Source organism: Desulforamulus aeronauticus DSM 10349 (genome assembly GCF_900142375.1).
Taxonomy (GTDB): domain Bacteria; phylum Bacillota; class Desulfotomaculia; order Desulfotomaculales; family Desulfotomaculaceae; genus Desulfotomaculum; species Desulfotomaculum aeronauticum.
This window is the reverse complement of the sequence record NZ_FRAR01000026.1, coordinates 65,317-88,809: the sequence shown is the minus strand read 5'-3', so window position 1 is coordinate 88,809 and position 23,493 is coordinate 65,317. Positions and strand designations below refer to the sequence as shown.

Here is a 23,493-nt window from a genome sequence, read left to right as displayed (position 1 = left end):
TGACCAAAAGCCTGTAAGAAAGATTACAGGTTCGAGTGAAAAGGTATACGACGAGTTTACAAAGTAGCTGTTCAGTTTTGAAGGAACGCAAGAGCTAAGAAAGCGAATCTGTAATCAGGTAACAACACAATAGCATAAGATTTCTGGTGGCGATACCGGAGGGGGTACACCTGTTCCCATCCCGAACACAGCAGTTAAGCCCTTCAGGGCCGATGGTACTTGGGACGCAAGTCCCTGGGAGAGTAGGTCGTCGCCAGAGTAATTTTAAAAAGGCTCACAGTTTATCATAACTGCTGAGCTTTTTATTTTGCCTAAAAACGTAGGGGCGACCTTTGGTCGTCCGTAGGACTGTCCTAACACCCCTGCGGACGACCAAAGGTCGCCCCTACAAATAATTAAATATTAAATCGGAAATGTATGATATCTCCATTCAGCACTACATATTCTTTACCTTCTAAATGAACTTTCTCTCTCTTTGGCTTGTTCAGAAGAATTCCCAGAAGGGAAAAGCCAAAAGCTAAAAACTAAAAGCTAAAAACTAAAAGCTAAAAACTAAAAGCTAAAAACCTTTGGCCAACCCCAAAGGAATACCCCACAGCTCCAGTTTAATCTATGATATAGAATTTACCGGCCTCTTTCCTAACTTTCCCTTCTTTAACTAGAATATTAACGACGTCAGCAAGAACCCCCATTTGTCTAATGCCAGCTCTTTGCATAATAGCACTTTTGCGAGAGTCTGGTCCTAAATCAGAAATTGACTGCAGGACAGCATCCTTTTTAGAATCTAAAAATGTTTTAATAAAATCCAAGGCCTTTGGTGTATGCTGAAGTTTTTCGGTCAAGTAACCAGAACTTATTAAAACATTTGCGTTGCAATCTCCAGGCATTTGATCCATCATCAGATCTACATACAGTTGTTCTTTATCATCCATTACAATGCACCTCCTTTCATAAACTTTCCTTATGAATAAGGCTAATCCTTTAATTTAATTCTTACATTTTCGTGAATATTTTTTACCGAGCCTGATTAAAAAATGAAGTATATGTTATCATGACACGGTATTAGCGTGTTGTGCCTAATTTTTCCCTACCAGAATAGTTAAATCAATGGTTATATGTATTACCAATGAGGTGACGGATTAGATGGAGAGTTAGTTTCCGAGAATAAAATATTTACATATATCGATATGTTAACTAATAATGAATACCCATAGTCTTATGACTATGGGCGCTTTGTTTTATGGAGCAGCAGTTTGGCATGGCCAAGTTTTTCTGGTGAAAAAGGTAACAAAGAATAGTCAAATTATATTGACTGATTATAAATAAATATTTATAATATTAATAAGTTCACTAATATAGAATCGTGTTCTATATAAGAGAACGTGATAAATTTTGAAAGGAGAAATATCATGAATTTAGCCAAATTTTCTCGAAGACGTTACACAGAGGGGCAAACTCCAATTGAATTTTTGCCTAATTTTACAAAGGCTCTTGGTGGACCAAACATCTATATTAAAAGAGATGACCTATTAGGATTAACTTCTGGGGGTAATAAAACCAGAAAGTTGGAATTTTTAGTAGCAGATGCCTTGGCACAAGGTGCAGATACCCTTATTACTTGCGGAGCAGTACAATCCAATCATTGTCGACTCACTCTTGCGGCAGCTGTAAAGGAAGGTCTAAAATGCAGACTGGTCTTAGAAGAGAGAGTTCCCAATAGCTATAAGCCAGAAGCCAGTGGCAACAACTTTTTGTTTAACCTACTAGGTGTGGAAAAGACCAAGGTCGTGCCCGGTGGCTCAGATATGATGAAAGAAATGCAAGGTGTTGCTGATGAATTGGCAGCTGAAGGGCGTAAGGGTTATGTAATTCCCGGTGGTGGTTCGAACGAAATTGGCAGTTTAGGATATGTTGCATGCGCACAGGAAATATCCGCGCAACTTTTTGACAAAGGCATTAAGATTGATCATATTGTTACTCCCAGTGGTAGTGCAGGAACTCATACCGGGTTGATAACTGGATTTTACGGCAATAACTGTAACATTCCGATTACTGGGATTAGCGTTAGTCGTAAGAAAGATGTTCAAGAGGAACTGGTATACAGCTTAGTTCAAAAAACCACAGCTCTTATAGGGGTAAAACATGAGATTCCCAAGGAAGCTGTATGTGTATACGATGATTATGTTGGCCAGGGTTATTCTTTACCTACCTCGGAAATGGTTGAAGCTGTACAGCTATTGGCTAGAACAGAAGGTATTTTGCTGGACCCTGTATATACAGGTAAAGCTATGTCAGGTTTAATAGGACTTGTTCGTAAGGGCTTATTCAAGCAAGGCGAGAATGTTTTATTCATCCATACCGGTGGTTCGCCTGCTTTATATGCTTATAAATCAACTATCCTGGGAAATAGTTAAACATCTAAACACTAAAGAAAAATCACTCTTAAGATTTGTATCTTAAGAGTGATAACCCAATAATCATTAGTAATAGCTACATTATTGACATACAAAATAAAATAATTAAGATTTACCAATATTATATAGTAAAGAAGTAATTATTTAAGTCATCTACATTACCTGGAAAACTAAAAATTACTATCAGTTTTTAAAAGTAAGTAACGGAGGTGTTGTCCATGACAAAGCAAGTTATTGAACATGACACCAACAACTCTCACAAGTTAGAAATGTATGGTGGCATTTGGGGTGCATTATTACCCTTAGTCCTTTTAATTTCCCTGCTGATTTGGTTATCTGTTGAAGATCGGGGGGGAACTAAGCCCTTCTGGGCAGCTGGTTGGTTAGCAATTGTTTTTGGTCTATTCTTGGCAAAAAGCAAAAAAAATTACTCGGAAAGTATTATGCGGGGCATTGGAGACAAAAACGGCATCGTGATTGTCACTGCCTGGCTACTAGCCGGCGTCTTTGGAAAGTTAATGGTTGCCGGAGGGCTGGTAAATGGTTTGTTTTGGTTTGGTATTGAGACGGGAACACAAGGGGCATTATTTGCTTTAGTAGCTTTTGTTTCTGCAATGCTATTTTCTCTTGGTACTGGGTCAAGTACTGGTACTACTATTTCATTGGTGCCTGTACTTTACCCCGCGGGAGTATTTCTAGGAGCTGACCCTGCCATACTTGCAGCGGCAATCTTAGCTGGGGCTGCTTTTGGAGATAACTTAGCACCTGTATCTGATACAACCATTGTTTCTGCTTATACCCAAGGTGCCACTATGCAGGAGGTTGTGAAAAGTCGGTTCCCACTGGCAATGACAGCCGCAATCATTGCAGCAGTGGTTATATTAATAACTGGTGGCGGTGGTGAAGTTAAACCACTCCTTGAAATTCAGGATAAATTAGATGCCGGCGGACTTCTTATGCTTATAAGCTTTGCAGTAGTTGTGGTCAGTGCTTTAAGTGGTAGACATATAGTTGAATCTCTGATTTATGGTAACGTATCTGCTATGCTACTGGGTATGATTAATGGTAACATTAATTTACAACAAATATTCTCCATTCCAGTTGAAAAGGGAGGTTCTACTGGGATTATTGAAGATGGAATTCAAGGAGTAGTTGGAGCCATTATCTTTGCATTATTAATTTTGGCCATTACGCAGGTGCTGATCGAGAGCGGTGTAATGAACAAAATGTTAAATTGGGCAACTAAAACAGTAGCCAAGACCGTAAGACAAGCAGAACTGGCAATTATCGGGATCACTATCTTAATTTCTACCCCGATTTCTGCAAACGCACCTGCAGAACTACTGGTTGGACCCAGTTTGGTTAAGCCTCTGGGCGAAAAATTTAATCTTGCCCCTGCTAGAAGAGCTAACCTTATGGATTGTGCCGTTTGTACGCTATTCTTCATGCTTCCCTGGCATATTTGTGTTGTTGCATGGTACGGAGCCTTAGTCTCTGCAGCTCAAGCCAATAATATTGTAGCCCCATCAATCAGCGCAGCCTTCTTGAACCCATATTCATGGGCACTACTGGTAGTAATTATCTTTTCTGCAGTCACCGGCTGGAACCGTAAGTATGCCAATGAAGTGAAATAGTTTCTTAAATTAAAGTGTCAAAATAAACAAAACCATCTGATTTTACCTTCAGATGGTTTTGTTTATTTTGATTTTTTGATGACTGATCCTACTATAATCTTACAAATTATAGATGCGAGAGGTCCAATTTGTGTTAGGCTAAGAGAATCGAAATTTCATTGGCTTTACTTTTCAATAGTTGAATCCAACTATTGATCTTTTCTGAAGTAAAGCGTACTTTGGGTCCTGTAATACATAAACACGACCATACATTTTTATGATCATTCATTATAGGTACTGCTATTCCGAAGGATTCCAGAAATCTTTCTTCATCACTAATGGCATAACCTTGATCACGAATTTTTTGGTATTCTTGCAGAATTGCTTCTGGCTCAACTATTGAATTAGGTGTATGTTTTATAAATTTCGTGGCATTTAATAATTCTTTTACCCTCTCAGTATCGTGGTATGCTGCTAAAACTTTGCCAATAGCACTACCGTTCATGGGATATTTAATACCGATATCCTCAACATAGCGAACAGGCAGTGTAGAATCAATTTTATAGGCGAGAATGGCATGATCCCCCTCTCTAATGCCTATTGAAATGGTTTCCTGTGTGATTTCTGCCACTTCCATGATAATTGGTTTTGTAATTCCCCAAATGCCTACTCGGTTATCATAAACTTTACCAAGTCTATACAAGGCAGGGCCAACAGAGTATTTTTTTGTTTCGGGATTTTGAATAATAAAACCTTGTTTCATCATAATACCTAATGTTTTATGCACACCACTTTTTACAGTATTCATTTCATTGGCAAGTGTAGTCAGATTCAATTCATACGGTTCCTCACCTAATCTATTTAAAATCCAAAGAACCTTTTCTATACTATTCATGATAATAGAAAGCCCTCCAAAATAGATTATTTCTCCATTATTATTAATATTCAAATGGTCATCGTCATAAGTAAATAAGCTAAATATTAAGATGTTATTGCTTCTTCTATACTTTTTTTAAAACAAAGTAGCTTATGTAATCCAATAATTCGTATTTTTTTCAAAACGACCCAGGCTGATTAATGGTATAACTTATCATGTAAATAATAATTATAACAAGTTTATGTTATTATAGCAAATATTGGACTGAAGTGACAAACAGAAATTACCACTTGAAATTCTATATAAGATATGGGTCCGCCGCTAATGAGGTTTTGCTGTAGCTTGACGACTGCTAATCTTATTGGATTCTAGGAGCAGTATTGTCAACCGTTAAATTTTAAACGGTTGACAATACTGCTTTGGGTAGATAATATAGGTAAGTGAGAAGAAAAATTTGTAAGGTAGGTTAAATATGAGCAAAATCCTAAAGCATGTCGAGAAAAAACTACATAATGGTAGATTAATCGATTTTGAAGAAGCGATAGAACTTTCTGAGGCTAGCCTTGAAATTGAGGAATTATTTCATTTAGCAGATAAGATATGTAAAAAGCATATGGGAAACAAGGTTGATCTGTGTGCCATCATCAATGCTAAATCCGGAAAATGTGCTGAGAACTGCAAATATTGTGCTCAGTCCGGGCATTACAATACTGGGATTCCGAGTTATCCACTTCTTGATATCCAAGACGTATTGGTTTCGGCAAAAGAGAATGAAAAAGAAGGTGTTCACAGGTTTTCGATTGTCACCAGTGGGGGAAATTTGAGCGAGGATGATTTTGAAAAGGTTTTGCAAATGATTGTATCGTTACGGTCAGAGACAAATTTAAGGCTATGTGCATCTCTTGGCAGTCTTTCTGTTAACCAGGCGTTACGCCTAAAAGAAGCGGGGCTTTCAATGTACCACCATAATATTGAAACTTGCAGGGAATATTATGCCAATATCTGCGATAGCCATACCTACGATGACAGAATACATACCATCAAAAATGCAATCATGGCAGGGCTTACAGTTTGCTGTGGCGGTATTATTGGAATGGGCGAAGGCATGAAGCAAAGAATAAAAATGGCCTTTGAACTCAGGGAATTGGGTATAATATCTATTCCGATCAATATTTTGAATCCTATTAAGGGGACACCCTTGGAATATGCTGAAAAAATTGAGCCGTTAGAAATTGTAAAGACCATTTCATTGTTTCGGCTAATCATCCCTTATGCTTTCATTCGGTATGCCGGTGGGAGAAATGCATTGGGAGAACTCCAACGGAAGGGCTTTATGGCCGGTATTAACGGGGTAATGGTCGGAAACTATCTGACAACAGTCGGGAATACTGTTTCGGATGATGTAGAAATGATACGTGAAATCGGTTTAGAGGTGTGTAGGTAGATTATTTTAGCTAAAACCCAGTAGTTACGTGAACTGCTGGGTTTTTTATTTTTATAAGTACGCAAGTGCAGAGCTGACCATCAGCTGTCGGTTTAGTGATATAAATATGGTACACTTGCTTTACTGATAACCAACGAAAAATGTTCTCCATTGTTAAGGCCATGAAAAACAGTAGAACTTACATTAGATACATATAAATATTAGAAAAAAACACATGATAAGCAGGAAATATAATACAAGCTTAGAAAACACTATAGTAGTAAATAGGCAGAAAGTCCTAATTTTAGACAGGTTAGTCTGAAAAGAACAATATATTTTTCAGGTAGAGCATTGTCAAATACAGTTATTACTACAAAGCAAAAAAGGGTGATAAAAGAATTGTCTAGCGATTTTGATTTTCCCCTCCACTCAGCTGAGCCTGTTCGAAAGGCGGAACTCTCCATTCGATTATCCGAGTTCGAACTCCCGCCAATGAGGGATGTATTGTTGGTAGGAAAAAAAGCACCCATAGGACCGGAGGCAGTACGTCGTATGGTTGATGCACTATCCCCGGATCAGTATGAGATAGTTCGTATTAGTCATCCGGTATTTGAAGCAGTCGTACTAAAAAAGTCTATCATGAAACTAATTCCCAAAGAAAAATTATTACCTATTATTTTAGAAGAAGGGGAGCGTATGGCAACAGATAATACGCTATTAAAGGTTCAGGTTAATATTGTGATTCAAGTAAACCGGGGAGTAGATTTGTAATGATTTGTGTGGAACAAATAATGGAAACAGAACTGATTACCATTACCCCGGATGATTCAGTCAAACTGGCGATTGATTTAATGGACAAGTATAAAGTCGGAGGGTTACCCGTACTGGAAAACAGAAAACCGGTGGGGATCATTACCTCTCGGGATGTGAGGAGAGCGCATCCGAATCGACTGGTGGTTGATGCAATGAGTAGTGAGGTTATAGTGGCATTACCTCACTTCTCCCTTTGGTATGCAAAAGAACTTATGGAACAGCATAATATTGAACGTTTGGTAGTGACTAAAGACGGATATATGGCTGGATTAATAACAAAAGCCAAACTCAATGCTGAATTAGGAAAGCATATCGACGGTCTTACGGGTCTTCATAAGGCAAATTTTCTATATGTAAAAGCATTAGAATTTTTGCAGAGAGTACAAGAAATTACTATTATTTTTTTAGATCTAGATGATTTTGGTAATATTGATAAGCAATTTGGCCACGTAGTAGGAGATTCAATTCTATGTCAGACTTCTAGGGTATTAAAAGGTGTAATCCAGGAAAATATGGATTATCTTTGCCGTTATGCCGGAGATGAGTTTGCCATTGTAACCATAAGATCTTGGCGGGATGTCCAATATTTTGCAGAACGCATTATTAATGAATTTTCTTTGGCGGAATGGCCTCAGGGGATTAAGGTTAGGGGATCAGTAGGGATTGCCGGAGGGGTGAGATGCTTTTCTAATTCCAATGACAGCAGAGCATACTCAGTTTCAGATCTTATCAACATGGCCAGTCTTGCTTCGACAACAGCCAAAAGAGAGAAAATTTCTATAGTAGTGCATGGACAGGTGGAAGTACGAAGTGAGTTCTGATGGTTTTAAGGTGGCGGAAAAATGATGAATCCCCTATGGAGAATATTCCATAGGGGATTCAATTTATATATAAGTATATTTTTTAAATGACTCCTTGTGCCATCATGGCATCAGCAAGCTTAATAAATCCTGCGATATTAGCTCCTACCACCAGGTTACCTGGATGGCCATATTCCTCTGCTGCTGCAACACTATTACGATAAATATTGGTCATGATTTTATATAACTGGGCATCAACTTCTTCAAATGTCCAGGATAGTCTCATGCTGTTTTGGGACATCTCTAGTGCAGAAGTGGATACCCCACCTGCATTAGCAGCTTTTGCTGGTGCAAAGAGGATATTGTTTTTTAGGAATACATTAATTGCTTCCAAAGTGGATGGCATATTTGCACCTTCGCCAATAGCTTTTACCCCGTTCTTAACCAATGTCTGAGCGGAACTTTCATCAATTTCATTTTGTGTGGCACAGGGCAGAGCAATGTCACAGGGAATGGACCATATTCCAAGGCAGCCTTCATAATATTCTGCATGAGGATGCTCCGTCACATATTCTTTTATTCTTTTTCTCTCAACCTCTTTTAATCGTTTAACAGTACTAAGATTAATACCATTTTTATCATAAATATAGCCATTTGAATCACTACAGGCCACAACTTTTGCACCCAATTGAGTAGCTTTTTCTATGGCGTATATCGCAACATTACCAGAACCGGATATAACCACGGTACTTCCCTTAAAACTAAGTCCCCTGTCTTTCAGCATTTCTTCTACAAAGTAGACAGCACCATATCCTGTAGCTTCTTTTCTGGCTAAACTTCCGCCGTAGCTAAGGCCCTTTCCTGTCAACACACCTGCTTCATAGGCTCCTTTAAGTCTCTTATATTGACCGAACATAAAACCAATTTCTCTTGCACCAACTCCAATATCCCCGGCAGGCACATCAATATCAGGTCCAATGTATTTGGATAGTTCTGTCATAAAGCTTTGGGTAAATCTCATGATTTCTCTGTCGGATTTACCCTTCGGGTCAAAGTCGGAACCACCTTTTCCACCACCAATAGGTTGACCGGTTAAAGAATTTTTGAAAATTTGTTCAAAACCCAAAAACTTAATGATACTAGCATTGACGGAAGGATGAAACCGTAAGCCACCTTTGTAAGGGCCGATGGCACTGTTAAACTGTACACGGAATCCGCGGTTTACTCTGGTCTTTCCTTGATCATCTACCCAAGGAACTCTAAAAGTAATCATTCTTTCTGGCTCTACTATCCTTTCCAATATACCATTGTCCATGTACTCAGGATGTTTTGCCAATGCAGGAATAAGAGACTCCAGAATTTCCTTAACAGCTTGATGAAACTCACATTCATGAGGATTCCGTTTTTGTACAAGCTCATATACCTCGTTAACGTAATCCTTAGCAACTTGGGTATCCTGTAGAGACGCCATTGTCTATCTACTCCTCCTCTTGTTTTCAATACTTGTGTATTATAATAAAATGATTTTAATACTCAAGCATCAATTAGTAAAATAAATAAAATTTTACTTTTCATGATTATTCTATAATTAAAAATTGTTTAAAACAATATCTCAATCATAAAAATACAATATCCATTGCTACCTTAAAATTCCAAGTAATTTATAAGGATACAACTATTTGCTGCAAATGAGCAGTCTATTATCTGTTACTAATATTATCATGGTGTTAATTTATTAAACTAACCTTCAATAATTGATTTCAGATACAATATTATCAGAAAATAACCTATAACCAACAACTAGTAACAAAAACAAATAGTAGGAGAAAGGCAATGGTGAGAAAGATAATCTCAAGGCGGTCATTGGATCAAACAAACTCCCAAGAAGTAACAAAGCCCATCAAATTGTATTAAAAAACAATTTGGCGGGCTTTGTAGTGACTTGATTCTCTATGGATTGTTTAATAATAGAGCTATTTTTTTCTCCGATAAATAACATTTTCTAAGATTAAAACAGCTAATACACCTATCACAAAGCCATTTCCCATAATGGGTCTTAGTGAAACAGGAAAACTGTTTACAATATTCGGGGGGAGGAAGGAAATGATTATACTTAACATAAGCGGTAACCCCATAATTAGACCATTTTCGAACTTAAAACCTCCAGTTGTGTTAAAGGCAACCAATAATCCCGAAGAGATTTGTGAACACATAATATAAATGAGTGCACCTCCCACCACTACCGGAGGAATGCTCCCAATAAAGGCAATTGTCGAGGGCAAAAATGAAAGCAGCAATAGCCCCAAGGCAGTGGGGATTAGGGTGAACCTGGAAGCTACAGCGGTGGATGCTATTACGCCGGGGCTTAAAGAAAAATTGACCGGCCCTACAACACCCAACAGACCGGATAGGATGTTGCCTAATCCGGTAAATGAAATACCTCTCGTAATCCGTTTTTCCATATTTTCTGGCTTGATTAATTCACCAATGGATTGAATTGAACCAAGGTCATTAATGGACAGAGCTAAAAAGCAAATGAGAAAAGAAATTAGAACACTAGGGTCTAGGGAAAAATCAAAGCTTAAAGGTCTAAAAAAACTTGAGATCGAGTTAAAATGCTGATTATAACTTATTCCAGTATACTGAGGAAAAAGTAGCAAATAGATCACACTTCCAATAATCATAGCCCAAATAATCAGGGTTGTCTTCCAAAGACCGGTTAAATGCTGATTGGCCATAAACATACCCAGAACAAGAGTAAGAACAAAACATAAATTCTGCAGTGGAGCTATCTGCTGAGCAGCAAAAATTAAATTGAGAATCATGGGTGTAAGTGTAAGGGCGATTAAAATCAGAATGGTAGCGACCACCTGGGGTGTGAAAAACCTTTTAATTTTTGCGAATAATCCGGTAGCACTTAAAACCAGAAGAAGTATACCACCCATTACAATGGAAGAATAAATCGTATTTGTGTTACCTCCCTGGCTTGCAGCAATACCCACCAGGAGTACTGTTGCGGGGCCTATAATTAATGGTAATCTATGTCCCCACAGCACCTGTGCCAAAAGAGAAACTGCCGATACAAAAAACATTTTTTGCAGATAAACGACCTGATCTAATGGATCACTAAAATGCAGCCCCACGATTACTTTGCCAATAATGATGATAATTGGGATTACAATAGCCAGCCATTGTAATCCTAATAACAATAGCTCTATCAAAGGGGGGACATCATCCAAACCATATTTGAAATTTATTTTATTCAATGTGTAAGCACCTCCCGATTAGTATTAGATTAATTCGATATGTTATAAAAAATTCCTGGTAGTAAAATCTCCGCATGAAATTTGAATCTAATACCCAAAATAGTTCTTATGCTTGATACATATGATAACGCTATTTAAAATCAAAAAACTATACTTATGTTGCTGGATAGACCCTAAAGAGGGTTAAATTTAGTCATATTGTAAATTATATTGATATAAGTATTTAAACTTTTGCCAATCCTACCATTAGTGAAAGATTTAATTATAAACGAATAGTCTTGAAGATTGCAAAATAAACATATACAATAGTATACATTGGGTAATTCTTTGTCTTGATATATGACAATTATTATAGAGAAACACGCCTTTGGGAGGGATAGAAAATGGAGACTATCAGTTATGAACCTTTAGCATTGGAGGAATATGAGAAAAACCTCATTCGGGAATACGGTACAGTGGTGCATTATCCCAAAGGTCAAATTATTTTTGCGGCCGGTGATACTGCAGATCGTATCTATTTAATAGAAGAGGGTTTTGTTAAGATTTACCGCATTACAGCCGATGGACGGAGGGTTACCGTGGGTAGCATGAGAAGTCCGGGAGAATTAATGGGACTAGCCGAAACCCTCTATCATGGCGAGAGAACCTGTTTTGCCGGTGCTATTAATGATGTTACTATCGTGGTAGTAAGAAAAAATCGGTTTGAAGAATTGCTTGAACAACATCCTTCCATTGCCATTAAAGTTGCTAAAACCCTAGGGGTAAGGATGAGAGAAGCAGAGGCCATTATCCATGAAATGGTTTGTTGGCAGGTCCCAGGTCGATTAGCGATGTTATTATTAAAGATGGCTGAACGGGCGGGAGTTGAGACCGAAAACGGCACTAAAATAGATTTGCGGTTAACACATGAAGAGATTGCTTGTATGATTGGCACCTCCAGGCAGACGGTAACATCACTTTTAAATACCTTTAAACAAGAAAATAGTATAGCTGTTGAAGGTAGAGAAATGTTCATTCTAGATACTGAAAAGTTAAATAAGTGGATTGTATAAAATAATGAATTAAAAGGGTTGGCGTACAAATCGCCAACCCTTTTAATTTGTCGTGCAATAGACAATAATAAGGTAAAATTGACGACTAAATTTAAGTAATTATTATGACACACTTATGGTCACGTTAGCGACATGAATTAAAACCAAAGTTTGATAAATTAATAACAAGCGAAGCGAATGATAACTTAAGAAGGAGGGGGGGCATGAACCAAGATAGACTAACTCAACCATTTAGTAAAGAACGGTTACCAAAGAAGTTGATGGCTTTCTTAAAAGATCCACACGGCGCAAAAATTAAGAGACTTAAAGAAAGATATCAAGAATTAAATGAATTGTCAAATGTAGCAACGGAGATTGGAGATGGCGCCGCCTATCGGTCGCTACAAGTTGAAATGCGAGAAGTTTTTTTTGATTATTTAACCGCAGTAGCAGTGGATTCAATTTATAGCCTAGTTCCCCACGTACTTATAGTTTGGATTATTAGCTTGAAGTGGCCTACTATTACATTACCTCTTGTTAGCTGGGAAATTAATACCTTTGCAGGATATTTTGCTTGCTATATTTTCTACTATCTCGCCAAGGGTGTGTTTGGATACCTAAAAGCCCGGTTAACGACTAAGTCTATCTTAGTTAGTACTGAGTCTCACAATAACTAATGAATAATTAAAATGGAGGGAATTATATATGCATTTTGCAATGGCAGGCGTGGACGCTAGTCCTATTACCCTAATTTTATGGGGAATTTTTGTCGGATATGTATTTACCACGGTAGGTGCAGCCGGAGGTATTCTGGCCGGTGTAGGTCATATGAGTATTTTTGGTCTAAAAAATGCCAACATGATAAAACCTATGAACCAAGTTTTAACACTGGTTAGCCCCATCGTTGGCACTCCTCTGTATCTTCGTGAAAAACGTATCGTAGTTCCTACCGCGATAGCTCTTGGTCTTGGTGGTATTATTGGTGCTTTAATCGGCTCTTACTTCTCTGCCGACTTCCTCAAAGAAATGAAGCATTTCCAACCTTACTTTGGTTTCTTTACCTTAGCAATCTCTCTCCGCCTATTCTACGAATGCAGCCAGAAATTTGTTGATAGCCAAAAGAAAGTAAAGCAAGCGAACCAGGCCTTTGCCGAAAAGGTTAAAGAACTCAAAGCCGCAGGTAAAATGAATGAAATTAAAGAAATTGGCGTTAATTTCCAACAAGTTGGTCTCCAGAATACCTTCACCTTTGCCGGTCAGGAATTTAAGTACAATGCACTCGTTCCCTTCTTTGTCGGTATCGTTGTAGCTATTATCTCTGCATCCCTTGGTGTGGGCGGCGGTTTCCTGTTAGTACCCTTTATGACCAGTATAATGGGCTTCCCCATGTACATTGTTGCCGGTACCTCCGTTCTTTCCATTCTAGTTTCCTCTTTGACCAGTATTGCCAACTACCTGTCCATGGGTAGTCAGATTGACTTTGCCTTCCTGGGCTTTGAGTTGGTTGGGGTTGCCATCGGTACTGTAGTTGCGGCTCAACTGTCCAAGTTTATCAACGCCCGTAAACTGAAGTATCTATTGGCTTTCATTCTCCTGTATGTAGGCCTCAAATACATGCTGCTTGCTTTAGGCATTAAGATCTGATAACTGATCTACTGATTTGACGATCTTCAAAAAGTATGTAAGGGGGGTCCGAATTGTGAAGTGTGCTTCCTGTAAACTTCAACCCAAAAACAAATGTGATAAGGAGGGCTTTGACTGCACTGGCGGCAAATACGCCCTCGATGAATACGATGAAGATGTGAACAAGGATTACCATCGCCTAAGTGGTCATTTTCAAGCGGTACATGGTAATAACCTAACTCGTCTGGATGAAGTTATTCTGTTAGCTAAAAGAATGGGTTATCAGCGTATTGGTTTGGCTTTCTGTGTTGGATTAACAGAAGAGGCAGCGATACTGGAAGAAATCTTATCTAAGCATTTTGAAGTTTACTCTGCTTGCTGCAAAATTGGCGGTTTAAAGAAAGAGGACTACGATGTGCCTAAGGTAAAAGAAGACAAAGTAGAAATCCTTTGCGATCCAATTTTACAAGCAAAGGTCTTAAATCAAAAGAAAACGGATTTAAACCTAGAAATTGGGCTTTGTGTTGGTCACGATATGCTTTTTGCCAAATATTCTGAAGCCCCGGTGACAACCTTTGCTGTTAAGGATCGGGTATTAGGGCATAATCCTCTAGCCATCTGCTACTCCAGTTATCTGCGTAAGAAGTTTAAAAATAAAAAATATGAATAAAAATATCGCTCCGGCATCAGCCGGAGTGATATTTTTGTATTTTGAGCCTTAAGTATGGTATAGTCTTAAGGGCACAGCGATTAGGAAAGATTTATTTTAATAATAATAGTAATAATAATAATCTTACTAGCATTGAAAGGAGTTACAATATGTCAAATTTCTATCAACTGGGATTAAGTAAACATGTAACAGAGTCGATACTAAACATGGGCTTTGAAGAGGCTACACCGATTCAAGAAAAAACGATTCCTATTGCCTTAGAGGGAAGAGATCTTATTGGGCAGGCCCATACTGGTACTGGTAAAACGGCCGCTTTTGGGATACCCATGGTGGAGAGATTCTCAGGAGCCATTGGGCAGCTTCAGGGGCTGGTAATTACCCCGACAAGAGAACTGGCGGTACAAGTAGCAGAGGAATTAAATAGGATAGGCCAAGTTAAAGGAATACGAACACTGCCGGTCTATGGTGGGCAAGATATTGTTCGCCAAATCAGAGCACTAAATAAAAAACCTCATATCATTGTCGGTACCCCAGGACGACTTATGGATCACATGAGAAGAAAAACAATTCGCTTAGAAGAAATTAAAACGGTGGTTCTGGATGAAGCGGATGAAATGTTGAATATGGGGTTTGTGGAAGATATTGAATTTATCTTAGGAGAAATGCCCCAACAACGACAAACCTTACTTTTTTCCGCTACCCTGGCCAAACCGATCCAGGATTTAGCCCAACGTTTTATGAATAGTCCTGAGTATGTAGGTATAAAAGCCAAAGGAATTACGGTTCCTAGTATAGATCAAAGCTATATTGAAGTTCATGAAAAACAGAAATTCGAGGTTTTATCTATCCTTCTAGATATTCAGTCACCGGAACTGGCAATCATTTTTGGACGGACCAAACGGCGAGTGGATGAACTCTATGAAGCCTTAAATAAACGAGGTTATTCTGCAGAAGGAATCCATGGTGATCTTACACAAGCGAAGCGGGAAAGTGTACTGCGCCAGTTCAGAGAGGGTACGATAGAGGTGTTGGTGGCCACCGATGTGGCTGCCCGGGGTTTAGACATCAGTGGTGTAACTCATGTTTATAATTTTGATATTCCCCAAGACCCTGAAAGTTACGTACACCGGATTGGCCGAACCGGACGTGCTGGCAACAAGGGAGAGGCTATTACCTTCGTCATACCACGGGAGATCAATCATTTACGATTAATTGAGAGGCTAACAAAACATAAAATTAACCGCATGCCTATACCGACGATTAAAGATGCTATAGCAGGGCAGCAGCGGGTAACGGTAGATAAGCTGTTAAGGATTGTGGAAGAAGAGGATTTTAAACAATATCAAGGGTTGGCCAAGGACCTGTTATCAGAAACAGATTCCATCACTCTTGTAGCGGCAGCCTTAAAGCTGCTCACAAAGGAACCGGATAGAACCCCAGTTCAGTTGACAGAAGAAAAACCGCTGCGGAGTAAAAAAGCCACCTCGGCACCGCACAAGAAATGGCCTCCCAGAGACAAACGGGCTCCGCAAGGTACGAAGAAGAGGTTTGGTGGAGTCAGAGGCAAAAATCAGCATTCATAAAGCAAAAACTTCGCATAAAGTTCTTTACATAATGGCATGGCACTTGTTGTCATGCTTTTTTCTTTGAAGGCTTCTTCACAGTACTTTCGTTGGAAACAACTTCCTTTCAATAATCTAAAGTACGGGTATGATAGTGTTGTATGCTTATCATATATAATTGGTAATTTATGCTGTGTGGTTGACAAATAACCATTCCAACAATAGAATAAAAATTAGAATAAAAGGAGGATGCCTAATTTATGTATTCAGTTCGTTTAAGATAAGCTGGCAATAAAAAAGCAGAGTTTCTATCCACGATAGTGGGCTTTTTTTATTGTGCTTATTTTACGAATGTGAACATGGATTACGGCTGGGAATGGCCTTTTTAAGGCTAGGCCTTTTGTTGTCGTGTTTCCTCTCGTCGTATAAATACAGACCAAAGCCCGCGTTGCCGGACGATGGCCTGTATTTTTTATTGCCTAAAATCACTGTTTATCACAAAAACTTATTCGGCACTTGCATTTTGGCGCTTGAGCATATTGGTTCCATCCATTAGGAGGTCTGGATAAATATGCCAAACGACTACAGTAGTTATTCTTGCAGTTAGAAAACTGTGATTTTGACAGGAGGCTAAGATTTATGGAACTATTGATAAAAGCGAAAGACATTCGCGTTGAATATATTGGGCGCGATATTTTAGATATTGACGAATTGGAACTTTACGATTATGACCGCATAGGTTTGGTCGGTGGGAACGGAGCAGGGAAAAGCACTTTGCTAAAAGTATTGTTTGGAGATCTCGTATTACCACATTCCAAAATTACACGACGGGGTAACTTTTCCCTTATCCCACAGTTGAGTGATGCTTTTGTTCAGGAAGAAAAAGATCATGTCTTAATGGGTAAGCTGGGTGTTGACAATCTGGCAGTACAAACTATGAGCGGTGGAGAGGAAACGCGGCTCAAAATTGCACAAGCCTTATCGGAGCAGGTGCATGGCATTTTTGCCGACGAGCCGACTTGCCATCTTGACCGTGAAGGAATAGATTTCCTGATTGGTCAATTAAAATATTTTTCTGGTGCTTTGCTTATCATTAGCCATGACCGCTATTTTCTAGATGAGCTCGTGGATAAAATCTGGGAGTTGAAGGATGGGAAGATCACAGAGTATTGGGGTGGGTATTCCGATTACTTACGCCAAAAGGAAGAAGAGCAGCAAAGTCAAGCCGTTCAATACGAGCAATTTGTTGCTGAACGGGATAGGCTGGAACGAGCCATTGTCGAAAAGCAGAGGCAGGCAAGAAAAGTTGAACAAAAGTCCAAAGGTGCTACCCGCAAAAACAACACGGAGAGCGGTGGGCGGCTCGGACATCAAAAAACAGTGGGAAGCAAGCAAAAAAAGCTCTATAATGCAGCGAAAAACATGGAGCATAGGATAGACTTGCTTGGTGATGTAAAAGCTCCCGAAAAGGGCCGTACAATCCGTTTCCGTCAGAGTGCAGCATTGGAATTACACAATCCATTTCCCATTACGGGAACGAACATCTGCAAACGATTTGGCGAAAAGATGATTTTTGAAAAAGCGTCTTTTCAAATCCCCTTGGGTGCTAAAGTTGCGCTGACCGGTGGCAATGGTGTGGGTAAAACAACCCTGTTTCACATGATTTTAGAACAAGAAAATGGCATATCCATATCGCCGAAGGCGGCAATCGGATACTTTGCCCAAACCGGATACAAGTTTAACCGCAAGCAAGGTGTCATGGAGTTTATGCAGGAAAATTGCGATTACCAAGTATCCGAAATTCGCTCGGTGTTGGCTTCTATGGGGTATTCTCAAAACGATGTTTGTAAAGAACTGTCCGTTTTAAGCGGTGGTGAAATTATTAAGCTACTGCTTGCAAAAATGCTGCTGGGCCGTTATAACATTCTACTAATGGATGAACCAAGCAATTTTCTTGATCTACCTAGTCTGGAAGCATTAGAAGTAATGATGAAAGACTATGCCGGAACAATTTTCTTTATTTCGCATGATAAACGACTTTTGGACAATGTAGCAAATATAGTTTACGAAATTAAAGGAGGTCAAATCACCCCCCAAAAATAGACAAAATGTCCCCAATGTCGGGAGGCAGGCAAAGCGAAGCTTACAAAAAAGAAAAGAAGCAGCGAAATTGGAGCAGTAAAGGGTGTAGCCTTTATTGCTCCCCGCTACTTCTTATAAGGGTTCGTGGCATGTGGGCCACCATGTAGGCGGGAAGCAATAAAAAAACCGCAAAAACGTAGTGTTTAAGCGGTTTTCTAGCGTTTTGCGATTGTATAGAACACGTTAATCCTTTTTTATAGATATTTATCTGCCAGGGCACTAAACTCTTGCAAAGAACGCATACCAACAACAATATCTAAAATCTGGCCATTCTTATCGACAATAAGAGTCTGCGGTACACCAAAAACATGATCTGCAAAGCGACCGTCATCTTTTAAATGGGGAAAGGTGGTATCCTTAACCGCTTGTAAAGCCCATTTTTCTCTATGTGGGTCCAGGAGAAGACCTATCACGGCAACTTTCTTGGCAGTATATTTTTTATTCAGCCCTTCCAGGGCTGGCATCTCTTCGATGCAGTAGCCTCAGGTGGTGGTCCAAAAATTGATAAAGGTTAGCTGGTGACCGGTAATAACAGCTGAGGCACTGGTGGTGTTTCCTTTTAAATCAGTGAGTACAAATTCCGGCAGGGTTGCACCAACTTTGAGCGACACAGTTCCCTGGGGTAAAGCAGGTTTTGCCGGTATTTTAGGTTCAACGGCTGCCGGTGCTTTGTTACTGGGGGGAAGTGGCGCATCTAAAGCAGCAGCACCCGAAGCGTTGGGTTCCTCAGTTTCCTTTACCCCGGTTTCTGCCGGTGGAGTATTGGTTGGCGTTTGTGGTTCGCTTGGGGTAGCTGTTTTAGGGTCTGTGGATTGCTGTTGGTCTTCCGTTACCCCGGGGGAGGATTGCTTGGTTTGCTGCTCTGGAGAGGAAGTTCCTGCACAACCCGCCAGGTTAACCGACAGGGCCATAGCCAGACCCAAGATTAAAATTTTAGGCTTTAACATTGTAAACCTCCTTCTTGGATTCGGTAGCAATTTGAAATGTAAGTGCCTGGGTAGGACAGGCTTTGGTACACCTAAGGCAACGAATACATTCGGGATGATTGGGATTTTCAGTTACCTTTAGCTCCACCGGACAGGTTGCAGAGCATTGTCCACAGTTATTGCATTTTCCAAAATCATAGTGAATTCGCCAGAGGCTAAAGGGATTAAAGAAAGAGTAAAAAGCTCCTAAGGGACAAAGTGTACGGCAAAAGCCACGGTAATACATAGCTGCTAGCAACAGAATGAGTCCTAACCAAAAGATTCTCCACCAGAATAAAGCACCTGTAGCACTGCGAATGGGCGGGTAGGATAAATACAATGGAATAGCTGCCTCCAGCGTGCCAGCTGGACAGAGATATTGGCAAAAATAAGGGACACCGATGCCTGTTGCAGTTGGCAGAAGAGGTAGCAAGAAAACACCGAGCAAGATAAAATATTTTATTTTCCTGGACCAATGAGGTAATTGAAGCTTGGGCACAGGCAGGCGATGAAGTAGCTCTTGTATAAACCCAAAGGGGCACAGCCAACCACAAATAAATCTTCCCAGGGTGACGCCAAACAAAAGCAGAAGTCCCGTTACGTAAAAAGAAAACTGAAAGGAAATGCTGCCCATTATGGCTTGGAGGGAACCTATGGGGCAGGAACCAATAGCTCCCGGGCAAGAGTAGCAGTTTAGGGAGGGTAAGCAAATAGCCTTTAAGGGACCCCTGTAAATACTGCCATTCTGAAAGCCTGGCCAATAGCTGTTGAAGCTGATGGCCGAGCATAATTGTACAATACTTCTTATACTAGCCAATGCCGATACACTCCAAACAAATTTGTATGGCTTTTTGCAAAACCTCGAAAGCTTCGCCGCGCAGAATTCCGAAAGCTAAAAAGATACTCCCGGTTAGGAATACTATTTTTGTCATGATTGATCTTTTCATTAGGTTATCTCCTATATCTGGTAGTAAGGATTTCGACACGCGGCAGCAACTTCCTGCCATTGCCCTCTAAGGTAAAAAAAGGGAAAAGGGCATATCTGGAAATCTGTATAATAGAATGAATTTAGAGCTTACTATTTCTTTTTTTGCTTATACTAAATTGAGTGTAAATAATGTTTTTCTAGATTATAGAAGGAAAGTTACGTTTGAGCGAGAATTTTATTAAATTGGTGTTTTATAACGACCTCTGTAAGGGTGATTTTGTGAGTTTATATTCATTTGATGGACAAGGCTTAAAAAAAATGCTTTTGGGCAGTACCCATTTGCTGGCTCAACACAAATCTGAGATTGATGCACTCAATGTTTTTCCTGTCCCCGATGGAGATACAGGTAATAACATGTATTTAACTCTTTTGGCAGCGGCCAAAGAAGTACAGCAGATGGAGACGACTCATATTGGCGAAGTAGCTGAAGCTGCTGCCGAGGCGTGCTTGATGGGGGCGAGAGGTAATTCCGGCGTTATCCTTTCCCAACTGGTGCGCGGTTTTGCCAAGGCTTTGGCTGGAAAAGAACGGGCCAATGCACTGGAAGTTGTACAGGCTATGGAAGAAGGGGCAAAGCTGGCTTACCAGGCAGTCATGAACCCCGTGGAAGGCACCATGCTGACAGTCATGCGGCGTAGTGCTGAGGCGGCCAGAACTGCCGTGATTCGCAATTATGATTTACTGCGGGTGATGATTATTACCCTGCGGGAAGCACGGATGGCCTTAAGTGAGACCCCGGAACTATTGCCGGTGCTTAAAGAGGCCGGTGTGGTTGATGCCGGGGGCCGCGGCTATGTCATTATTTTGGAAGGTATTCTAAATGCCCTCAAGCGGGCAGAGGAATTTAGTCTGCTGATGGATTTTACAGCCCGGCAGGAAAGCAAATTTTCCAAAGGCTTACCTAAGGAATTGGATACGGAGATTCATTTTACCTATTGTACTGAGTTCTTAGTCAAAGGCACTCAAATACCCTTGGAGACCCTCAGACATGAGTTAGCCCCCTATGGTGATTGCCTGATGGTGGTTGGTACTGAGCAGGTAGCCAAGGTGCATATTCACTCTAACCACCCCGGGATGGTTCTGGAAAACTGTTTAAACTATGGCTCGCTTCATCAGGTAGCCATTCACAATATGAAGGAACAAAACCAACAACTAAAACAAGAAGTAATTCCTGAAAAAGAAGTTGGCCTTGTTACTGTAGGAACCGGTGAAGGAATCATCGATATCATGAATAGTCTTGGGGCGGATACCGTGGTTGTAGGGGGCCAAACCATGAATCCCAGCACCGAAGAAATTGTCCGGGCCATTCAAAGTGTACCAGCCCATGGTGTACTGGTGTTGCCTAATAACAAAAATATTATCTTGGCAGCTGAGCAAGCAGCTAGTTTAGTCAAAAACAAAGAGGTTAAAGTTGTTCCTACACGGACGATTCCGCAGGGACTTGGTGCCCTATTGGCCCAGTTACCGGAAGCCGGTTTGGCAGAGAATTTCCAGGCAATGAATAGTGCAGCCCGCTCGGTGTTAACTGGTGAGGTTACCAGGGCTGTCCGGGAAACCACCAACAACAATTATAAGATTCATCAAGGGGATCTAATTGGCATTGCTGAAGGTTCGATCGTGGCAGTAGGTCAAGAATTAGCCCCTATCGTGAAGGATCTGCTCACCCATATGCTGCAGGAAGACCACTCCCTGGTTACCTTGTATTATGGCGCGGATGTAGGGGAGCAAGCGGAGGCAATTGTAGAAAAATTACAAACGGATTTTCCTGATATCGAATTTGAATTGCATTTCGGTGGGCAGCCCTTATATCACTTTATTCTTTCTGTAGAGTAAAATAAGGTAGGTGATAGGATGCCACCGGTACGTATTGTTACTGATAGTACAGCGGATTTACCGGAACATTTATATCAAAGATTTGGCATCAGCAGAGTTCCTTTAAAGGTATTTATTGGATCGGAAATGTATCGCGACGGTATTGAAATAACACCCGACGAGTTTTACCAGCAACTTAGCCAGGGTAAGCTGGCCAGCACATCCCAACCGGCACCGGGGGAATTTGCCAGCAAGTTTGAAGAATTAATGAAGGATGGCTCAAAAATTCTTTGTCTGACCCTATCCAGCCAATTCAGCGGCACCTGCCAATCGGCAAGATTAGCTGCTAATATGGTAAAGCATAAAGGCCAGGTTGAAGTGATTGATACACGCTCCGCTACTTGGGGTGTTGGTCTAATGGCCATTGCTGCTTCCCAGGCTTTAGCCGTAGGAAAATCCTATGACGAGGTTAAGGCTCTGGTTACTAACCTAATTCCCAAAATGAAGATATCCTTTTTAGTTGATTCGTTGGACTATTTGGAACGGGGTGGACGTATTGGCAAGGCCCAGGCTTTTCTGGGTTCTTTACTCAATATCAAACCACTGCTTGCTGTAAAAGAAGGTATTGTTTATCCTTCGCAGAAGATTAGAGGGAAAAACAAAGGCTTAGAACGTATGGTCGAAATGGTAGAACAGGATTCTGGGGATTCTCCCATCATCTGTGCAGTGCTAGGTGGTGGTGACCCGGAGGCCAGGGATATTTTACAGCAGAAAGTAAAGGCTAGGTTAAATTGTCAAGAGCTTTGGCTAGGAGATGTAGGCCCGGTAATTGGCAGTCATGTGGGTCCGGGAGTAAGCGGAATTATTTATTATTGCTTATAATTAGGGTAGCAGAACACCTTACTGGTTGTTCTGCTACTTTTTGTCTTATTAAGATGTAAAAACATGAAATTTGGCAGAGGTTGGCAGGTTTTTATAACTAAAATATCGAATATCTTTAGAAATTTTAATGGAGGTGTCCTATGAAACGAGTTGCTATTTTTACCTGTAAGAAAATTAGAGACATTAGTTGTGTTGCCTGTCTGAAGTGTTTTAAAGCTGCCGAGCAAAAGGATGGGGAGTTTGCTCGCCACGAGGGTGAGGTTAAGATCGTGGCTATGACCAATTGTGGCGATTGCCCCGGCTTGGTGATGCCCCGGGCGCAATTACTACTGGAACAAGCAGATTATCTGGAGCGGGAAATTGATACAGTACATCTTGGCACCTGCTTGGTAAAAGCAGTCCAAACTGCCGGCTGTCCCATTGATCTGGAGGGTATCAAGAAGAAGCTGGAAACCAAGTTTAAAGAGGTAATTATTGGGACTCATAATTACTAAGCAGTGGCACGGCTTTACGCCGTGCCTTTCCCATTGACAGCCTTTTCAATATAGGATATATTTTAAGTAATTAGTTAAAGGGGAGTAGCCACTTTTAAAACGGGGTCAACAGTACGGT

General features: G+C 40.4%; 23 protein-coding genes and 1 rRNA gene. 15 read left to right on the top strand and 9 right to left on the bottom strand.

The genetic code is table 11. From position 1 onward, the window contains the following. Positions 1 to 142 precede the first annotated feature (142 nt). Positions 143 to 259: ribosomal RNA gene (gene rrf, locus BUA78_RS16440) — 5S ribosomal RNA — on the top strand. Positions 260 to 395: 136 nt separating this feature from the next. Here rrf and BUA78_RS21115 read toward each other — a convergent pair. Then, positions 396 to 488 (bottom strand): DUF933 domain-containing protein, encoded by a 93-nt coding sequence (locus tag BUA78_RS21115; protein WP_420795523.1) that lies wholly within the window; start codon positions 486 to 488, stop codon positions 396 to 398. A 117-nt stretch (positions 489 to 605) separates the two neighbouring features. Further along, positions 606 to 932, bottom strand: coding sequence for a hypothetical protein (locus tag BUA78_RS16430; RefSeq protein WP_072916711.1), 327 nt, complete (start codon positions 930 to 932; stop codon positions 606 to 608). A gap of 477 nt (positions 933 to 1,409) precedes the next feature. Between BUA78_RS16430 and cuyA the strand changes: the two genes are divergently transcribed. Both cuyA and BUA78_RS16420 read left to right on the top strand, forming a co-directional pair. Beyond that, positions 1,410 to 2,414 carry a D-cysteate sulfo-lyase gene (gene cuyA / locus BUA78_RS16425; protein ID WP_072916709.1) on the top strand — a complete coding sequence of 335 codons (1,005 nt, stop codon included), beginning with the start codon at positions 1,410 to 1,412 and terminating at the stop codon, positions 2,412 to 2,414. 218 nt (positions 2,415 to 2,632) lie between these two features. Further along, positions 2,633 to 4,048, top strand: coding sequence for a Na+/H+ antiporter NhaC family protein (locus BUA78_RS16420; protein WP_072916707.1), 1,416 nt, complete (start codon positions 2,633 to 2,635; stop codon positions 4,046 to 4,048). Between the two features lie 133 nt (positions 4,049 to 4,181). On the opposite strand, the gene BUA78_RS16415 is transcribed toward BUA78_RS16420, so the two are convergent. Next, positions 4,182 to 4,922 carry an IclR family transcriptional regulator gene (locus BUA78_RS16415; protein ID WP_072916704.1) on the bottom strand — a complete coding sequence of 247 codons (741 nt, stop codon included), beginning with the start codon at positions 4,920 to 4,922 and terminating at the stop codon, positions 4,182 to 4,184. A gap of 454 nt (positions 4,923 to 5,376) precedes the next feature. Between BUA78_RS16415 and bioB the strand changes: the two genes are divergently transcribed. From bioB to BUA78_RS16400, 3 genes are all read left to right on the top strand, one after another. Beyond that, positions 5,377 to 6,348 carry a biotin synthase BioB gene (gene bioB / locus BUA78_RS16410; RefSeq protein ID WP_072916701.1) on the top strand — a complete coding sequence of 324 codons (972 nt, stop codon included), beginning with the start codon at positions 5,377 to 5,379 and terminating at the stop codon, positions 6,346 to 6,348. Between the two features lie 378 nt (positions 6,349 to 6,726). Further along, a complete protein-coding gene (locus tag BUA78_RS16405) occupies positions 6,727 to 7,098 on the top strand; it encodes a hypothetical protein (RefSeq protein ID WP_072916699.1) in 372 nt (123 codons plus the stop codon). Then, a complete protein-coding gene (locus tag BUA78_RS16400; RefSeq protein ID WP_072916696.1) occupies positions 7,098 to 7,961 on the top strand; it encodes a GGDEF domain-containing protein in 864 nt (287 codons plus the stop codon). The genes BUA78_RS16405 and BUA78_RS16400 overlap by 1 nt, the downstream gene beginning before the upstream one ends. 82 nt (positions 7,962 to 8,043) lie before the next feature. Here BUA78_RS16400 and gdhA read toward each other — a convergent pair whose 3' ends face one another. Then, positions 8,044 to 9,411 (bottom strand): NADP-specific glutamate dehydrogenase, encoded by a 1,368-nt coding sequence (gdhA, locus tag BUA78_RS16395; protein WP_072916694.1) that lies wholly within the window; start codon positions 9,409 to 9,411, stop codon positions 8,044 to 8,046. A 502-nt stretch (positions 9,412 to 9,913) separates the two neighbouring features. Continuing rightward, the gene (locus BUA78_RS16390) at positions 9,914 to 11,206 is read right to left on the bottom strand and encodes a uracil-xanthine permease family protein (RefSeq protein ID WP_072916692.1); all 1,293 of its coding nucleotides are present in this window, start codon (positions 11,204 to 11,206) and stop codon (positions 9,914 to 9,916) included. Positions 11,207 to 11,589: 383 nt separating this feature from the next. Here BUA78_RS16390 and BUA78_RS16385 point away from each other — a divergent pair, with 383 nt between their 5' ends. From BUA78_RS16385 to BUA78_RS16360, 6 genes are all read left to right on the top strand, one after another. Then, positions 11,590 to 12,258 (top strand): Crp/Fnr family transcriptional regulator, encoded by a 669-nt coding sequence (locus tag BUA78_RS16385; protein ID WP_072916690.1) that lies wholly within the window; start codon positions 11,590 to 11,592, stop codon positions 12,256 to 12,258. Positions 12,259 to 12,461: 203 nt separating this feature from the next. Further along, complete coding sequence (locus tag BUA78_RS16380; protein ID WP_072916689.1) at positions 12,462 to 12,914, top strand: hypothetical protein; 453 nt, start codon at positions 12,462 to 12,464, stop codon at positions 12,912 to 12,914. Between the two features lie 28 nt (positions 12,915 to 12,942). Next, positions 12,943 to 13,881 (top strand): sulfite exporter TauE/SafE family protein, encoded by a 939-nt coding sequence (locus BUA78_RS16375; RefSeq protein WP_072916686.1) that lies wholly within the window; start codon positions 12,943 to 12,945, stop codon positions 13,879 to 13,881. Positions 13,882 to 13,936: 55 nt separating this feature from the next. Beyond that, positions 13,937 to 14,530, top strand: coding sequence for a DUF1847 domain-containing protein (locus tag BUA78_RS16370; protein WP_072916684.1), 594 nt, complete (start codon positions 13,937 to 13,939; stop codon positions 14,528 to 14,530). A 149-nt stretch (positions 14,531 to 14,679) separates the two neighbouring features. Next, the gene (gene cshA / locus BUA78_RS16365) at positions 14,680 to 16,113 is read left to right on the top strand and encodes a degradosome RNA helicase CshA (protein ID WP_072916681.1); all 1,434 of its coding nucleotides are present in this window, start codon (positions 14,680 to 14,682) and stop codon (positions 16,111 to 16,113) included. A gap of 618 nt (positions 16,114 to 16,731) precedes the next feature. Next, the gene (locus BUA78_RS16360) at positions 16,732 to 18,195 is read left to right on the top strand and encodes an Msr family ABC-F type ribosomal protection protein (RefSeq protein WP_072916679.1); all 1,464 of its coding nucleotides are present in this window, start codon (positions 16,732 to 16,734) and stop codon (positions 18,193 to 18,195) included. A 233-nt stretch (positions 18,196 to 18,428) separates the two neighbouring features. Here BUA78_RS16360 and BUA78_RS16355 read toward each other — a convergent pair whose 3' ends face one another. Genes BUA78_RS16355 through BUA78_RS16340 form a run of 4 tightly spaced genes read right to left on the bottom strand, consistent with a single transcriptional unit; the run spans position 18,429 to position 20,146 of the window. Then, on the bottom strand, positions 18,429 to 18,707 hold the full coding sequence (locus BUA78_RS16355) for a TlpA family protein disulfide reductase (RefSeq protein WP_274377408.1): 279 nt from the start codon (positions 18,705 to 18,707) through the stop codon (positions 18,429 to 18,431). A 9-nt stretch (positions 18,708 to 18,716) separates the two neighbouring features. Then, the gene (locus tag BUA78_RS16350; protein WP_072916675.1) at positions 18,717 to 19,181 is read right to left on the bottom strand and encodes a hypothetical protein; all 465 of its coding nucleotides are present in this window, start codon (positions 19,179 to 19,181) and stop codon (positions 18,717 to 18,719) included. Then, complete coding sequence (locus BUA78_RS16345) at positions 19,168 to 20,016, bottom strand: 4Fe-4S binding protein (protein WP_072916672.1); 849 nt, start codon at positions 20,014 to 20,016, stop codon at positions 19,168 to 19,170. Before BUA78_RS16345 ends, BUA78_RS16350 begins: the two co-directional genes overlap by 14 nt. Further along, a complete protein-coding gene (locus BUA78_RS16340; protein ID WP_072916671.1) occupies positions 20,009 to 20,146 on the bottom strand; it encodes a CD1871A family CXXC motif-containing protein in 138 nt (45 codons plus the stop codon). Before BUA78_RS16340 ends, BUA78_RS16345 begins: the two co-directional genes overlap by 8 nt. Positions 20,147 to 20,406: 260 nt before the next feature. Here BUA78_RS16340 and BUA78_RS16335 point away from each other — a divergent pair, with 260 nt between their 5' ends. The 3 genes from BUA78_RS16335 to BUA78_RS16325 all read left to right on the top strand — a co-directional run bounded on the left by BUA78_RS16335 (position 20,407) and on the right by BUA78_RS16325 (position 23,375). Continuing rightward, complete coding sequence (locus BUA78_RS16335) at positions 20,407 to 22,020, top strand: DAK2 domain-containing protein (protein WP_072916729.1); 1,614 nt, start codon at positions 20,407 to 20,409, stop codon at positions 22,018 to 22,020. A gap of 18 nt (positions 22,021 to 22,038) precedes the next feature. Continuing rightward, positions 22,039 to 22,881 carry a DegV family protein gene (locus BUA78_RS16330; RefSeq protein WP_072916668.1) on the top strand — a complete coding sequence of 281 codons (843 nt, stop codon included), beginning with the start codon at positions 22,039 to 22,041 and terminating at the stop codon, positions 22,879 to 22,881. Between the two features lie 140 nt (positions 22,882 to 23,021). Then, a complete protein-coding gene (locus BUA78_RS16325) occupies positions 23,022 to 23,375 on the top strand; it encodes a CGGC domain-containing protein (RefSeq protein WP_072916667.1) in 354 nt (117 codons plus the stop codon). Positions 23,376 to 23,493 lie beyond the last annotated feature (118 nt).